Origin of the sequence: Micromonospora noduli, assembly GCF_003264365.1 — a bacterium.
GTDB lineage: Bacteria > Actinomycetota > Actinomycetes > Mycobacteriales > Micromonosporaceae > Micromonospora > Micromonospora noduli.
Genome location: NZ_PYAK01000008.1, coordinates 73,160 through 87,346, shown reverse-complemented (window position 1 = coordinate 87,346; position 14,187 = coordinate 73,160). Strand labels below are relative to the sequence as shown.

General features: G+C 72.0%; 15 protein-coding genes. 4 read left to right on the top strand and 11 right to left on the bottom strand.

The window, feature by feature from the left end; genetic code table 11:
• Nucleotides 1–95: 95 nt before the first annotated feature.
• Nucleotides 96–641, bottom strand: coding sequence for an LOG family protein (locus GUI43_RS08935; RefSeq protein WP_112604943.1), 546 nt, complete (start codon nucleotides 639–641; stop codon nucleotides 96–98).
• The gene (locus GUI43_RS08930) at nucleotides 641–1,495 is read right to left on the bottom strand and encodes an LOG family protein (RefSeq protein ID WP_112583710.1); all 855 of its coding nucleotides are present in this window, start codon (nucleotides 1,493–1,495) and stop codon (nucleotides 641–643) included. The genes GUI43_RS08935 and GUI43_RS08930 overlap by 1 nt, the downstream gene beginning before the upstream one ends.
• A 154-nt stretch (nucleotides 1,496–1,649) precedes the next feature.
• Here GUI43_RS08930 and GUI43_RS33795 point away from each other — a divergent pair, with 154 nt between their 5' ends.
• Nucleotides 1,650–1,817: a hypothetical protein gene (locus GUI43_RS33795; RefSeq protein ID WP_167457759.1), complete on the top strand. Its 168-nt coding sequence runs from the start codon at nucleotides 1,650–1,652 to the stop codon at nucleotides 1,815–1,817.
• A gap of 41 nt (nucleotides 1,818–1,858) precedes the next feature.
• On the opposite strand, the gene dapE is transcribed toward GUI43_RS33795, so the two are convergent.
• Nucleotides 1,859–2,932 (bottom strand): succinyl-diaminopimelate desuccinylase, encoded by a 1,074-nt coding sequence (gene dapE, locus GUI43_RS08925; protein ID WP_091406181.1) that lies wholly within the window; start codon nucleotides 2,930–2,932, stop codon nucleotides 1,859–1,861.
• A gap of 78 nt (nucleotides 2,933–3,010) precedes the next feature.
• Here dapE and dapD point away from each other — a divergent pair, with 78 nt between their 5' ends.
• Nucleotides 3,011–3,970 carry a 2,3,4,5-tetrahydropyridine-2,6-dicarboxylate N-succinyltransferase gene (gene dapD, locus GUI43_RS08920; protein ID WP_112604946.1) on the top strand — a complete coding sequence of 320 codons (960 nt, stop codon included), beginning with the start codon at nucleotides 3,011–3,013 and terminating at the stop codon, nucleotides 3,968–3,970.
• Nucleotides 3,971–4,020: 50 nt separating this feature from the next.
• Here dapD and GUI43_RS08915 read toward each other — a convergent pair whose 3' ends face one another.
• Complete coding sequence (locus GUI43_RS08915; RefSeq protein WP_112698539.1) at nucleotides 4,021–7,440, bottom strand: S8 family serine peptidase; 3,420 nt, start codon at nucleotides 7,438–7,440, stop codon at nucleotides 4,021–4,023.
• A gap of 76 nt (nucleotides 7,441–7,516) precedes the next feature.
• On the opposite strand from GUI43_RS08915, the gene GUI43_RS08910 reads away from it, so the two are divergent.
• Nucleotides 7,517–8,074 (top strand): sugar O-acetyltransferase, encoded by a 558-nt coding sequence (locus GUI43_RS08910; RefSeq protein ID WP_112583797.1) that lies wholly within the window; start codon nucleotides 7,517–7,519, stop codon nucleotides 8,072–8,074.
• Here GUI43_RS08910 and GUI43_RS08905 read toward each other — a convergent pair.
• Genes GUI43_RS08905 through fdxA form a run of 5 tightly spaced genes read right to left on the bottom strand, consistent with a single transcriptional unit; the run spans nucleotide 8,071 to nucleotide 11,846 of the window.
• Nucleotides 8,071–8,718 carry a nucleoside/nucleotide kinase family protein gene (locus GUI43_RS08905; RefSeq protein WP_112698538.1) on the bottom strand — a complete coding sequence of 216 codons (648 nt, stop codon included), beginning with the start codon at nucleotides 8,716–8,718 and terminating at the stop codon, nucleotides 8,071–8,073. The two genes, GUI43_RS08910 and GUI43_RS08905, sit on opposite strands and share 4 nt — an antisense overlap.
• On the bottom strand, nucleotides 8,718–9,368 hold the full coding sequence (locus GUI43_RS08900; protein WP_112698537.1) for an SIMPL domain-containing protein: 651 nt from the start codon (nucleotides 9,366–9,368) through the stop codon (nucleotides 8,718–8,720). The genes GUI43_RS08905 and GUI43_RS08900 overlap by 1 nt, the downstream gene beginning before the upstream one ends.
• Nucleotides 9,369–9,377: 9 nt before the next feature.
• Nucleotides 9,378–10,397 (bottom strand): prephenate dehydrogenase, encoded by a 1,020-nt coding sequence (locus GUI43_RS08895; protein ID WP_112698536.1) that lies wholly within the window; start codon nucleotides 10,395–10,397, stop codon nucleotides 9,378–9,380.
• Between the two features lie 22 nt (nucleotides 10,398–10,419).
• Nucleotides 10,420–11,523, bottom strand: coding sequence for a succinyldiaminopimelate transaminase (gene dapC / locus GUI43_RS08890; protein WP_283016224.1), 1,104 nt, complete (start codon nucleotides 11,521–11,523; stop codon nucleotides 10,420–10,422).
• Nucleotides 11,520–11,846: a ferredoxin gene (fdxA, locus tag GUI43_RS08885; RefSeq protein WP_030490464.1), complete on the bottom strand. Its 327-nt coding sequence runs from the start codon at nucleotides 11,844–11,846 to the stop codon at nucleotides 11,520–11,522. The genes dapC and fdxA overlap by 4 nt, the downstream gene beginning before the upstream one ends.
• Nucleotides 11,847–11,925: 79 nt before the next feature.
• On the opposite strand from fdxA, the gene GUI43_RS08880 reads away from it, so the two are divergent.
• Nucleotides 11,926–12,897, top strand: coding sequence for a GNAT family N-acetyltransferase (locus tag GUI43_RS08880; protein WP_112698535.1), 972 nt, complete (start codon nucleotides 11,926–11,928; stop codon nucleotides 12,895–12,897).
• Nucleotides 12,898–13,155: 258 nt separating this feature from the next.
• Here GUI43_RS08880 and GUI43_RS08875 read toward each other — a convergent pair whose 3' ends face one another.
• Nucleotides 13,156–13,620 carry a hypothetical protein gene (locus GUI43_RS08875; RefSeq protein ID WP_112583719.1) on the bottom strand — a complete coding sequence of 155 codons (465 nt, stop codon included), beginning with the start codon at nucleotides 13,618–13,620 and terminating at the stop codon, nucleotides 13,156–13,158.
• Nucleotides 13,621–13,735: 115 nt separating this feature from the next.
• Nucleotides 13,736–14,173 (bottom strand): hypothetical protein, encoded by a 438-nt coding sequence (locus tag GUI43_RS08870; RefSeq protein WP_112698565.1) that lies wholly within the window; start codon nucleotides 14,171–14,173, stop codon nucleotides 13,736–13,738.
• Nucleotides 14,174–14,187: the final 14 nt, after the last annotated feature.

The window sequence follows — 14,187 nt, the reverse complement described above, 5'->3', positions numbered from 1 at the left end:
GGTTGGCGGGGCGACACGCCGACGGCGGCCTCGCCAACCCCATGATCACCGCGGCCCAGCCGGGGTGGGGTGGGGGTGGGGGTGGGGGTGGGGGGTCAGGTTAGGTGGGATTCCAGGACGTTGAGGGCCTCGGTGACGGTGGTGGTGACCGTCAGGAGGTCGCGGCCGGCGGGCTTGAGGAAGGTCTGGTCGGCCAGCGCGTCGAGCCAGTCCAGCAGGGGGCGGTAGAACCCGTCGGTGTCGATCAGCACCATCGGCTTGGTGTGCAGGGCGAGGGTGGCGGTGGTCCAGACCTCGAACAACTCGTCCAGGGTGCCCAGCCCGCCGGGCAGGGTGAGGAAGGCATCCGACTTGTCGATCATCAGGGTCTTGCGGCTGGCCATCGAATCGGTCACCAGCAGCTCGTCCGAGGCCAGATCAGCGACCTCCAGGTCGACCAGCGACTGCGGGATCACGCCGACGGTGCGCCCACCGGCGGATCGGGCGCCGTCCGCCAGCGCGCCCATCATGCCGACGCAGCCACCGCCGCTGACCAGCGTGTGGCCCCGCCGGGCCAGCTCCGCGCCGGTCTCGGCGGCCAGGTCCAACCAGCGCTGATCGAGGGTACGGGAGGAGGCACAGAAGACGCAGATCGCCGCCATCAGTCGTGGTCCCGAGCCTGAACGGCTGCGGCCTGCTGGTCTGCGCCGGTGCGCGCGACAGCCTCCTCGCGGACCGCCTCCTGCTCGGCGGAGAGCGCGGCCTCCGATTCGACGATGTACCGGACCGCCTCGTTGACGTCGTCGGTGAGGCAGATCAGATCCAGGTCGACCGGCCCGATCTTGCCGGTGGCGGCCATCGTGTCGCGCAGCCAGTCCAGCAGACCCTGCCAGTAGGCGACGCCCATGAGCACCACCGGGAACCGGGTGACCTTGCCGGTCTGCACCAGGGTGAGTGCCTCGAACAACTCGTCCATGGTGCCGAACCCGCCGGGCAGCACGACGAACGCCTGCGCGTACTTGACGAACATCGTCTTGCGGGCGAAGAAGTAGCGGAAGTCGATGGCCAGGTCGACCCAGTCGTTGATGCCCTGCTCGAACGGAAGCTCGATGCCGAGCCCCACGGAGAGCCCACCGGCCTCGCTGGCGCCCCGGTTGGCGGCCTCCATCACGCCGGGCCCACCTCCGGTGATCACCGCATAGCCGGCTCGGGCCAGCGCACCGCCCAACTGCTCGGCCAACTGCCACTCGACGCTGTCCGGCGCGCTGCGCGCCGAGCCGAAGACGCTGACCGCGGACGGCACGTCGGCGAGGGTGTCGAAACCCTCGACGAACTCGGCGAGGATGCGCAGCGCGCGCCAGGCGTCCTTGGTCTTCCAGTCGCCCCGCCCCCGTGAATCCAGCAGTCGCTGGTCGGCGGTGCTGCTCGGGATCGCCCCTCTGCGCAGGGTGACCGCACCGCGATGCCGCTCCTGTCCCGGACCGCGACCGGCCTCCCGCCCGTTGCTCTGGCTCATGGGGCAACCGTAGTGGAGCAGCACCGCTCGGGTGCGCGGGGCGGGGACGCCGAGAAATTGTTCGGGATCATGGGCAACTATTCGGCGCTCCCGTACGTCTTACTATTCACATACCGGGTATGCCCCGGCGCGCGCCTTCGGGGGAGGAGACAGCGTGATCAGCAACAGCGAGATGATCCGGATCCGTCGCCAGATGCAGCGACGCATCCGAGACGTGGTGGCCGAACGCCGCCGAACCCGCCAGCAGAACCCGACCCCCACCTCCCCCACCCCATCCGGAGCCGATCAAGAGGTTTGCGTCGCCGACAACGGGCCAGGCTGACGCAAACCTCTTGATCACCCGGCGGGCGGGGGTCCGGGCGGTCAGGCCGGGGCCAGCCAGCGGTGCAGGGTTGCCGCGCCGTCGCGGATCTTGCTGATCTCGACGTGCTCGTCGGGGTGGTGAGCGAGGTTCGGGTCGCCCGGGCCGAAGTTCAGCGCGGGAATGCCCATCGCCGCGAACCGGGCCACGTCCGTCCAGCCCAGCTTGCCGATCGGCGCGGCGCCGACCGCCGCCAGGAACTCTTTCGCGGGGGCCGCGTCGAGCCCGGGCGCGGCACCGGCAGCCGTGTCGGTGACTGTCACCTCGAAGCCGGCGAACACCTCACGCAGGTGCGCCTCCGCCTCGGCCGGGGTGCGGTCCGGGGCGAACCGGTAGTTCACCTCGACCTCACAGAGGTCGGGGACCACGTTGCCGGCCACCCCGCCGTTGATCCGCACCGCGTTCATGCCCTCGCGGTAGTCGCACCCGTCAATGGTGACCCGGCGCGCCTCGTACGTCTGGAGGCGTCGCAGCACCTCGCCGGCGGCGTGGATGGCGTTGACCCCGTGCCAGGAGCGCGCCGAGTGGGCACGTACGCCGGTCGTGGTGACCACCGAGCGCATCGTGCCCTGGCAGCCCGCCTCGACGATGCCGTACGTCGGCTCCAGCAGCACCGCGAAGTCCGCCTGCAACCACTCCGGGAACGCCTGGGCGACGAGGTTGAGCCCGTTGTACCGGGACTCGATCTCCTCGGCCTCGTAGAAGAAGTACGTCACGTCGTAGCGCGGCTCGGGCAGCGTCACCGCCAGGTGCAGCGCGTACGCGGTGCCGGACTTCATGTCGGAGGTGCCGCAGCCGTACATCAGGTCGCCGCGCATGGTTGACGGAAAGTTGTTGTTCAACGGCACCGTGTCGAGGTGCCCGGCCAGCACGACACGCTGTGACCGACCGAGGTCGGTGCGTGCCATCACCGTGTTGCCGTGCCGGTGGGTGGTCAGGTGCGGTACGCCCCGCAGCACCTCTTCGACACAGTCGGCGATCGCCTTCTCGTTGAGGGACACGGACTCTATGTCGACCAGAGCGCGGGTCAGCTGCACCGGATCGGCGAGGACCTCGGGGGTCAGCGGGTTCTCCATGGTTCGCACGGTACCTTCAGGTCTGTCAGCGCGAGGAGCGAGCCGAGGTCAGCCCGGCCGTGACCGAGAGGTGTAACAGTGACGTCCGCAGATTCCGCCTGGGGCATCGGCCTGGCTACGGTCACCGCAGACGAGCAGGTGCTCGATACCTGGTACCCGACCGGCAAGCTGGGCCTGGGCGAGCTGCCGCTGGTCGCCGGCGAGGACAAGGCGGACGTGCTCGACCTGCCACCCGCCGCGCTCGGTGACCGGGCCCTGCCCGGTCTGCGTACCGTGCAGGTGGTCACAGTGATCGGCTCGCTGGACGACCCGATCAAGGACGCGTCCGACGCGTACCTCCGGTTGCACCTGCTCTCGCACCGCCTGGTCCGACCCAACCAGCTCAACCTGGACGGCATCTTCGGCAAGCTGGCCAACGTGGCCTGGACGTCCGCCGGGCCGTGCCCCCCGGAGCGGGTGGATGAGCTGCGGGTGATCGAGCGGGCCGCCGGCCGGCACCTGTCGGTGTACGGGGTCGACAAGTTCCCCCGGATGACCGACTACGTGGTGCCCTCGGGTGTACGGATCGCCGACGCCGACCGGGTCCGCCTCGGCGCCCACCTGGCCGCCGGCACCACTGTGATGCACGAGGGCTTCGTGAACTTCAACGCCGGCACCGTTGGCACCTCGATGGTCGAGGGGCGGATCGTGCAGGGCGTGCTGGTCGGCGACGGCTCCGACATCGGCGGCGGGGCCTCCATCATGGGCACCCTTTCCGGCGGCGGCACCGACAAGATCAGCATCGGTGAGCGGAGTCTGGTCGGCGCGAACGCCGGCGTCGGGATCTCGCTCGGCGACGACTGCGTGGTCGAGGCCGGCTGCTACATCACCGCCGCGTCGAAGATCACGCTCCCCGATGGCCGGGTGGTCAAGGCCCGGGAGCTGTCCGGCGTCGACGGCCTGCTGTTCTGGCGCAACTCGGTCACCGGCGGGCTGGAGGCCCGGCCGCGCACCGGCCGGGGCATCGAGCTGAACGCCGCCCTGCACGCCAACGACTGACGGACCCGCCGGGTCCGCGGCGCTCGGCCGCGGACCCGGCGGGGTACGCCTCAGCGCAACCGGTACGCCTGGATGATCCGTTGGGTCACCGTGTTGCCGGCGGTGTCCCGGGCGGTGGCCCGCAGCGACACGTAGCCGGTGCCGGCCGGATGCCGCAACAGGGCCGCCCAGCCGTCGGCCGAGGTGCGGACCAGCTTCGCCTTGCCCCAGGTCTTCCCGCTGTCGTACGAGACGTCGACAGCGAGCTTCTCCACCCGGGTGGCCGGTGCGCCGGGCTGCCGCTGCACCCGTACCGGCACAACAAAGCCCTGACCGGCCGGAGCGCTGTTGTCGACCCGCAGCGGTGGTGCGAAGCGCACCGCCGACAGGGGCAGCCGGGCCGGCGTCTCACCGGCGACGTGCCTCGATCGGAAGGTCCAGGTGGATTCGACCTCGGTGCTCAGGTCGGTGAAGCTGCGCTTCGCCGACGTGACGAGCCGGTAGTCTGCCGCACCCGGTGGCACTGTGAACTCTCCGGAGCCGGCGTACTCGCTCTCGCCGACCAGCTTGCCGTTGCGCCAGAGTTTGGTGTGCTCGCTGTCGGTCAGCGAGGCGCCCGGGTGCCCGGCTGCGTCGCTGAACATCGGCACGCCGACCACTATGGTGTCGCCGACACGGCTGACGCTCTGTTCCGGCCAGCGCGGTTTCGGGAAGGACGGTGCGTACGGAGCCTGGTTCCAGAGCTCCTGGACCGTCCGCCCGGCCCGGTACGCGGTGGGGACGGAGAAGAGCGCCGCCTTCGGGCTCAACCAGCCGTCCTCGTCCACCGTTCCGAAGTAGATATCGGATTCCCACTTCACGCCCTTGGTGTTGTAGTACTCCACCCGCTGGCCGGGCACGACGGTGGGCAGGACCATGGCGGAACCACCCACGTTGTACTCCAGCTCGGGGAACACGATCCGCTCGGCCGTCATGCCCGGGTAGCCACCGCGGAACCGGTGCACGACGGTGGCCAGGTCCCGTCGGGCGTAGTCGCGCACGAACCCGGTGGGCATCCGGCCGGGGATCGCCTCGGCCAACGCGTACAGGTACGGGCTGTTGGCCGCTTCCGGCGTGGTCCACTGGCTGCTGACAGTGGCGACGAACTTGTCGGCGGAGACCGGCTTGCCGATCTGACCGCTGCTCAGGCCGGTGAACGTCTCCGCCCAGAGCCCGATTCCGTACCCACTTCCGTCGTCGGCGGTGAAGTTGCCGCTGAGGTCGATCAGTTGCGGGACGGCTGTCCGGTCCGGAACTGTCGACCGCACCGGCTTGGCCCGGCGGGCGTCCACGACGATCCGGGTGTCCCGCTCGACGGTCAACTCGGGCTGCATCAACAGGGACATCCCGGGCTGCTCATCCTCCGGGCCAGGCTCGAAGACGAGGCCACTCAGGCCGTAGTGCCCCTTGGGCACCCGCACGGTGGCCACCCCGTCGGAACTGACGAGGTCCCAGGAGCCGTAGGTGTCCATCCCGACCAGGAGCGTCCAGTGGTCCGCGGTGCGCGCGCCGGCGCGGTTGAGGTGCTCCACTGTGAGCGTGTAGCTCTCCACCTCACGGTTCACGGCCAGCGGCGTGACAGCGACCGCCGCCCCGGATCGGGCCACGATCCGCCCGGTCCAGTAACCGTCGGCGTCGCCGAGCCGGGTGTCAGTGGTGACTGTCGTGGCGGCCGTGCCGCCCGCCGGCACGGTGAGTTGGCTGGCGCCCAGGACGAACAGGCCGGCCGGCAGCGCCCGACCGCCGGGGCCGGCGCCCTCGATGCTGAGGTCCACCGTGACCGGGGCCGGACCGTCGTTGCGCCAGGTCACCGTACGGGTGATCGGGGTGTCGTCACCGTGCGGCCAGAGGGTACGCCCGAACGAGACGCTGACCGGGTCGGAAGTGAGCTGCTGGGTGATCGCGTGTGCGACGTCGACCCGCCCGGCGCCCTGCTGGTAGGCGGTCTGGTCCGGGTGCGGCTTGGCCGCGGCCATCAGGGTGGCCTTGAGCCGGTCGGCCCGCCATCCGGGGTGCTGCTGGGCCAGCAGCGCGGCCGACCCGGCCACGTGCGGGGTGGCCATCGAGGTGCCGGAGAGCGTGACGTAGCGGTCCCCTACCGGGTCGCCGATGACGCCGGTGGCGGACCGTGCGGCGACGATGTCGACGCCGGGCGCGGTGATGTCCGGCTTCAGCGCGTCGTCGCCGACGCGGGGGCCCCGGCTGGAGAAGTCGGCCAGTTCGTCGTCGCGGTCGACAGCGCCCACGGCGAGCCCGGCGTCGGCGCTGGCCGGGGAGCCGACCGAGCCGTCCGAGCCGTCGTTGCCGGCGGCGAGGACGAACAGCGTGCCGGTCTGCGCGGTAAGGGTCTGCACGGCCTCCTCGACCGGGTCGACCTCCGGGGTGTCCCAGCCGCTGAGGCTCATGTTGACCACGGCGGCCTTCTTCTCCACAGCGGCCCACTGCATGCCGGCGAGGATTGCCGAGTCGCTGCAGCCGGCGTCCTCACAGACCTTGCCGTCCAGCAGCGTCGCGTCCGGCGCCACACCCCGGTACTTGCCGCCGGAGGCGGCGCCGGTGCCGGCGATGGTCGAGGCCACGTGGGTGCCGTGGCCGACCGTGTCCCGAGCGTCGGCGACCTCGGTGAAGTTGCGCGCCTCGGCCACCTTGCCGGCCAGGTCCGGGTGGGTGGCGTCGACGCCGGTGTCCAGCACGGCGACGGACACGCCCGTACCGGTGAACCCGGCCGCCCAGGCGGTGGGCGCGCCGATCTGCGGCACGCTGTGGTCGAGGGTCACCCATCGACGGCCGTCCAGCCAGATCCGCTCGACGCCCCCCGCCGCGTCGAGCCTGGCCCCAGCGGGACCGGTGGTGACCTCCTCCCAGACCGCGCCGAGGGAGGACTTGTCGCTGTTCAGGGCGGCACCGCGAATCACCGGCAGGTCGCGGGTCAGCCGAGTGCCGGGCAGAGCTGCCGGGGCACGCCGGGCGTTGCCCGTTGAGCCGTACGACACCAGCAGCGGCAGGGTGTTGCGGTGGGCGTCGTCGTAACCTGCCTCGACCAGCCCGGTGACGTCGAAGAGTCGCCGGTCCACCCGGCCGGAGCGCAGCAACGGCACCGCGTCCGTCGGCGTCACGGTGAGGCGGCCGCGCTCACGCTGGACCAGGAACTGCACGTCCTCGCGGCCGGCACCCGGCCGGACCGAGGCGCCGGATGCGGTGACGGTGACCCGGTCACCGGTGATCAGCGTGACAGTGGTCGAGCGGTTGGCGGTGGGTCCACCCGAAGTGGACTGTGGGCCGGTGCCGCCCGGTGGGGCGGGCACGGCGGCCGTGGCTGAGGCGGGAGCCGGCGCGGAGAGCGCCAGCGCGAACACGAGGCCGAGGGCGGCCAATCTTCTTCCCTGGTGCAACGGATCCTCCTGGTCAAGCGTCTTGATGGATGGAGTCACATTGACAACCCAGAATTGCATACCGAGTATGCAAAATGAAGGCCAAAAAATGACGGACCGGCCACGAGCCGACGAACCGGGCCGGCATGATCGGGCGGTGACCTCCATGAAGGACAAGATGCTCGCCGGCGAGCCATACATCGCCGACGATCCCGATATCATCGCCGATCTGGACCGGGCCGCCCGGCTGATGGAGCGCTTCAACACCAGCCCCGCGGCCGATCCGCAGGCCCGGATCGCGGCACTGCGTGAACTCCTCGGCGAACTGGGCGAGGACACCTGGATCCGACCACCGTTCTACTGCGACTACGGCTGGCAGATCCGGATCGGCCCACGCAGCTTCGTCAACTACAACGCGGTCTTCCTCGACGTCGCTCGGATCACCCTCGGCGCGGACGTCCAGGTCGGCCCGAACGTGCAGCTACTCACCCCGACGCACCCGGTCGAGCCCGGCCCCCGACGGGACAAGTGGGAGGCGGCCAAGCCGATCACCATTGGCGACAACGTGTGGCTCGGTGGTGGCGCGATCGTGCTGGCCGGCGTGACGATCGGCGCGGACACCGTCGTCGGCGCGGGCGCGGTGGTCACCCGGGACCTGCCCGCCAACGTGGTGGCAGTCGGCAACCCGGCCCGGCCGGTCCGCGAACTCGGCTAGACCGTCGGTGGATCCGACAGGCGGACGACCAGGTCGGCCCGGTCGGCGGTGGGTGTGATCAGGGCGGCGTTCGACTCGTCGCTGCCCAGCGCCCACGCCCGCGCCTGCTTCGGAGACCGACCGAACGCCTCGTGCCGGGCGGTCAGCCGGCGGTGCCGCACCTCGGCGTCCAGATCGAGAAACCACGCCTCGTGCAGCAGCGATCGGATCTCCTGCCAGGGGAAATCCGGCAACAGCAGGTAGTTGCCCTCGGTCACCACCAGCCGGACCGACGGCGGCACCTCGATCGCGCCGGCCACCGGCTCCTCCAGCTCCCGGCGAAACTCCGGCGCGTAGACCGACGTCGGCTCCAGCCGGTGCAGCCGGCGCAGCAGCGAGACGTACCCGTTGGCGTCGAAGGTGTCCACGGCGCCCTTGCGGTCGGCGCGGCCCAGGCGAACCAGTTGCGACTGCGCCAGGTGGAAGCCGTCCATCGGGACCAGGCAGGCGGCCGACCCGATCTCGGCGACGATCCGCTCCGCCAGGGTGGACTTCCCGGCGCCCGGTGCGCCGGCGATGCCGAGCAGTTGCCGCGGGCCGGCCTCGGCGAGCACCAACGCCCGCGCCACCAACTCGTCGGCGGACAGCACCCGGGCCTGCGGCATCAGCCCAGGACCGGGTCGCTGATGGTGAACCGCGCCTGCACCGCCGCCTGCACAGTCTGCGGCTGCGGGTCCAGCTCAAGCTCCGGCGGACCACCGCCCGCGCCACCACCCCCGCCGAAGGCCGCACGGGCGAACATCGGCCGGTCGGCGGGGCCCGCATCGGCCAGCTCGATCAACGAGGTGACCCGGGCGCCCAGCGCCTCCGCGTACTCCCGGGCCCGCAGCAGCGCGTCGCTGATCGCGGCGTGCCGGGCCGCACGATGGGCGGGGCTGTCCGGACGAAGCTCCCACCACGGACCGGCCACCTCGACCTGGTCCTGGTCGGCGAGCCGGAGCATCAGCTCACCCAGCGCGGTGAAGTCGGTGACAGTGACGGTGGTGGTGACACTGCCGTGCCAGGCGACCACCCGCTCACCCGAGCGCCGGGTCTCCGGCCGCACCCGCAGGTCGCCGGTCTCCCGCCGCGCCACCGCCGGCCCGGAGCCGTCCAGCAGCACCCGCACCGCCGCGGCCCGCTCGGCCAACCGGGTCAGCGTCGCCTCCCGGTCCCGGTCGCGGGCTGTCGCGGTGACCGCGAACCGGGCCAGCTCGGGCGGCACCTCCCGGTACGCCTCGCCGCGCACCTGCACCACCGGACCGTCCACCGCCATGCCCCCAGCCTAGTCAGCGACAGGGCGCCGCGCCGCGTAGGAGACAGTGTCCGCGTCGACGTGCAGGCCGGTCAGGTAGCCGCCGGCCACCCCCAGCTCGCGCAACCAGGACACTTCTGCGGCGTGGTCACCACCGGCCGGGAACTGCCGGTCGTACGCGTCGAACCGCCGGTCGCGCAGCGCCACGCGAGAGGCCCGCGCCTCGTCGTAGTGTGCGGTGAGCGCCGGGGCGTCATCGGCGCGCAGCGCGGCGGTCAGGTCGTCCAGGAACGCGGTGACCTCGCCCAGCTCACGCAGCACCCGGTCCCGGTTGCCGAGCAGCATGTTGGCGGTCCGATCGGCCGGGGTTCCGGCGACCCGGGTGCCGTCGGAGAAGCTGCCGGCGGCGAGCGCGAGGATCGCGTCGCGCAGCGGTGCGCGTTGCACGGCGCCGGCCAGCGCGCCGGCGAGCAGGTGCGGCACGTGTGAGGCGAGCGCGGCAGCCGAGTCGTGCTCCGTCGCCGACATCGGCACCACCCGGGCCTCGAACACCTCCACCAGCAGCTCGGCCAGCCAACGGAACGCGGTGGTGGCCGGCCCGGGCGCCGGACAGAGCACCCAGGCCGCGCCGGTGAGCAGGTCCGGCAGCGCGGCCGTCAGGCCCGCCCGGTCGGTGCCCGCCATCGGGTGGCCGGGCACGAACCGGTGCGTCAGCCCCTGCGCGGCGGCGAACGCCGCCACCTGCTCCTTGGTGCTGCCGACGTCGGTCAGCACACACTGCTCACCGGTCATCGCCGCCACCTCGACCAGCGTCGCCGGCAGGGTGGGCAGCGGCCCGCACAGGAAGACCACGTCCCGGTCGGTCACCGCCTCGACCAGCCGGTCCGGAGCGGGTACGCCCAACCCGCGGGTCTCTCGCCGGGTGGCCTCGTCCGGGTCCCACCCGACCACGTCGATGCCGGCGGCGACCATCCGGAGCAGCACCGAGCCACCGATCAGGCCGGTGCCGACCACCGCCGCCCGTACCCGCGCACCTGGCCTGTCCACCATGCTCGACCGCCCGGAGCCGCGATCAGGCGAGACGTGCCGCGACGCCGGCGATGTGCTCGTCGGACTCGGTGAGGGCGACCCGGACATGCTGCCCGGCCGTCGGGCCGTAGAAGACGCCGGCGGCGACCAGGATGCCGCGTCGGGCCAGCCAGTCGACCGTCTGCCAGCAGTCCTCACCCCTGGTCAGCCAGAGGTACAGGCCAGCCTCGGAGTGCTCGACGGTGAACCCGGCACCGGTGAACGCCGCGGCGAGCACCTCCCGCCGGGCGCGGTAACGCTCCCGCTGCTCCTCGGCGTGTCGCTCGTCCCCCAGGGCGGCCACCATGGCAGCCTGCACCGGCGCGGGCACGATCATGCCGGCGTGCTTGCGGACCTTGAGCAGCTCGGCGACGAGCGCCGGGTCGCCGGCGACGAAACCGGCCCGGTAGCCGGCGAGGTTGGACCGCTTGGAGAGCGAGTGCACGGCCAGCACCCCGGCGTAGCTACCCCCGCTGACCTGCGGAGACAACACCGAGACCGGGTCGGCCGACCAGCCCAGGGGCAGGTAGCACTCGTCGCTCGCGACCACCGCGCCACGTTCGCGGGCCCAGTCGACCACCTTGCGCAGGTGCGCCGCGGGCAACACCCGGCCGGTCGGGTTGCCGGGCGAGTTGACCCAGACCAACCGGACCCGCGGGGTCGGCCCGAGCGAGGTGAGCGAGTCGGTACGGACGACGGTGGCGCCGGCCAGCCGGGCGCCATCCTCGTAGGTGGGGTACGCGATCGACGGCACCACCACCACGTCACCCGGGCCGATCCCGAGCAGCGTGGGCAGCCAGGCCACCAGCTCCTTCGAGCCGATGGTCGGCAGCACACCGAGACCGTCGACGCCGGCACCACAGGCTCGGGACACCCACGCCGCGATCGCGGCCCGCAGCGCCGGGGTGCCGGCGGTCAGCGGGTAACCGGGAGCATCGGACGCGTCAGCCAACGCCCGCCGGATCACCTCGGGCACCGGGTCGACCGGCGTACCCATGGAGAGGTTGATCAGGCCCTCCGGATGCGCCGCGGCCAGCGTGGCCGCGGCGTCCAGGGTGTCCCAGGTGAACTCGGGCAGCCGCGACGAGACCGGCGCGGGCCGGTTCAGTGGCCCTCGCCGCGCGGCGGCTGCGCGGCGACGAAGGTGGCGTCCTTCTCCACCTTGCCGACCTTCGAGGCGCCACCGGGCGAGCCCAGGTCCTCGAAGAACTCGTAGTTCGCGCCGGTGTAGTCCTTCCACTGCTCCGGGACGTCGTCCTCGTAGAAGATCGCCTCCACGGGGCAGACGGGCTCACAGGCACCACAGTCGACGCACTCGTCGGGGTGGATGTAGAGCATCCGATTGCCCTCGTAAATGCAGTCGACCGGGCACTCCTCGATGCATGCCTTGTCGAGCACATCTACGCACGGCTCGGCGATGATGTAGGTCACCGGTCTTCTCCTCCGCAAGACTCGCCGCGATCTCCCGCGACGGTAAGAGCCTAGTATCTCGCCGGGGAGGGGGTCGATCGTGCTCCGACAGCAGGATGTGGGACACCGGATCGTGGTCCGCCGGATTGTGGGGATTCGCGAAGGCCGCCCACTATTTTCCGATGCCCTCGGCGAGCTGGTCGAGCTGAGCGAGACTCATCTCACGTTGGCCACCGCTCAGGGGCCGCTTCGGGTCCCGGTGGCGCAGGTCCACCGCGCCAAGCGCGTTCCGCCGACCCGTCGGCCGACCGCCGCGGCGGTCGTGGCGCTGGAGCGGGCCGCCGACGAGGCCTGGCCGGCACCGACCCGGGGCCGACTCGGTGACTGGCTGCTCCGGTCGGCCGAGGGCTGGACCGGGCGCGCCAACTCGGCGCTGCCGATCGGCGACCCGGACCGACCACTGGCCGCCGCGGTCGACGCTGTGGAGCGCTGGTACGCCGAGCGGGGGCAACCCGCGTTGATCAACACGCCGCTGCCCCTCGCCGCACCGGTCGGCGCCGAGCTGGACGCCCGCGGCTGGGGCACCCGCCCGCCGACGCTGGTACAGACCGCACCGCTGCCCCTGCCGGCGTCGACGCCCGCCAGCGGCCAGGCCGACGGGTGGGGCAGTGCGGTCGTCGAACTGGCCACCGCGCCCAGCGACGAGTGGCTGGCCATCGCCGCCGGCCGCAAGGGCGGCCTGCCGGACGCCGCCCGGCACGTCCTCACCGCCGTGGACCAGGTCCGCTTCGCCCACGTGTACGCCGACGGCGCCCTGGTGGCTGTCGGCCGTGGCACGGTGACCGGCCAGAGGCGCTGGTTGGGCCTCAGCCTGATCGAGGTCCTACCGGCGGCCCGCCGCCAGGGGTTGGCCCGCCGCGTGATCCACGAACTGACCAGCTGGGGCGTGTCGGGTGGCGCGACGCACGCGTTCCTCCAGGTCGAGCAGCGCAACACGGCGGCGGTCGCGCTCTACCAGCGGCTCGGCCTCGTCACCCACCACACCTACCTGACCCGGGTCGCCCCGAACTGACCTCGACCGCCGCCCGGCGCGGCGGCGGCCCGGAGCGGCGGCGGCCCGGCGCTTGATCCACTCGGCTTTCAGGAAGTCGCGGCATCCGGACGCCCGGGACCCCCCGACTTCAAGGATGCCGAGTCGATCAAGCTGCGCTCGGGCGGCCACACAAGCGGCCGCGGACGGGCGGCCCCGGAGGGGCCGCCCCGGACGGGCGGCCGCGACGTCCGGCCGCGGCGTCCGGCCGCGGCGTCCGGACGGCGAGCTGGGCGGTGATCAGCGGCGGACGACTCGGCGGGGCTTCGCGGCCTTGACCTCGGCGTACCGCTTGAGCTGCTGAGAGCGGTAGTCACGGCCGAGCGCGGTGAGCACCAGGTAGCCGATCAGCAACCCGGCGCCGGTGGCGAGCAGGTAGAGCCAGATCTGGGCGAAGAACGTCGCCGCGCCGCCGGCGAACGGGTTGTGACCGACCAGCAGGGGCCCGACCAGCACGGTCAGCAGCATCGCCACCGGCACCACGAGGGCCATGTCGGCTGCCCAGCCGGCCAGCGGCCGGCGTCGGCCCCAGCGGAAGGCGACCACGGCGAGGATCAGGCCGATCACCGTGAACATCGCCAGCGACACCCGGTCGGCGGCGGTGTCGTCACTGTCAAATCCGAACCGTGTGATCAGTCGGGCGACCACGTTGACCGCGAACAGTGCCGCTACGAGCACGCCGAGGTCACGCCACCGTTTGTCCATCGCCGGACCCTCCTGCCGTACGCCCCGTCGCGGGGTTCGCATCCCTGGCAGGAATATCTACCACCCTTACCTGGGAGACGTCATCAGTCGGCAGCACCCCAAAAGCAGCCGAGCGTCAGTTGCCGAGCAGGGGCGGCTGCGGGGCGAGGATCTGCCGGAAGCCCATCACCGCGAAGGTCATCGCGCCGGCCACGATCATGGCCAGCCCGACCCAGTTGTCGCCGGCCAGCAGGAGGTCGCCCTCGTTGGTCCGGATGGCGGCGACCACCATCAGCGCGAACCACGGCACCGCCGGCAGCGCCACCGCCCAGCGACGGCCGACCGCCTCGTACGCGAACCAGCTCAGCACGATGTTGGCGCCGATGGCGAGGAGCACCGACACGCCGACCAGTTGCCCGCCGACGCGAACAGTGGCGAGCAGCAGCTCCAGTACGCCGGTCAGCACACCGGCGAGGATCACCACGATCGCACCGACCAGCCGGACGCCCAGGTCCAGCAGCCGCGACGGTGGCCCCGCCGGGGGCGGGGCTTCCTGCTCCTCCACGACCGTCATCGGTGCGGCCGGCA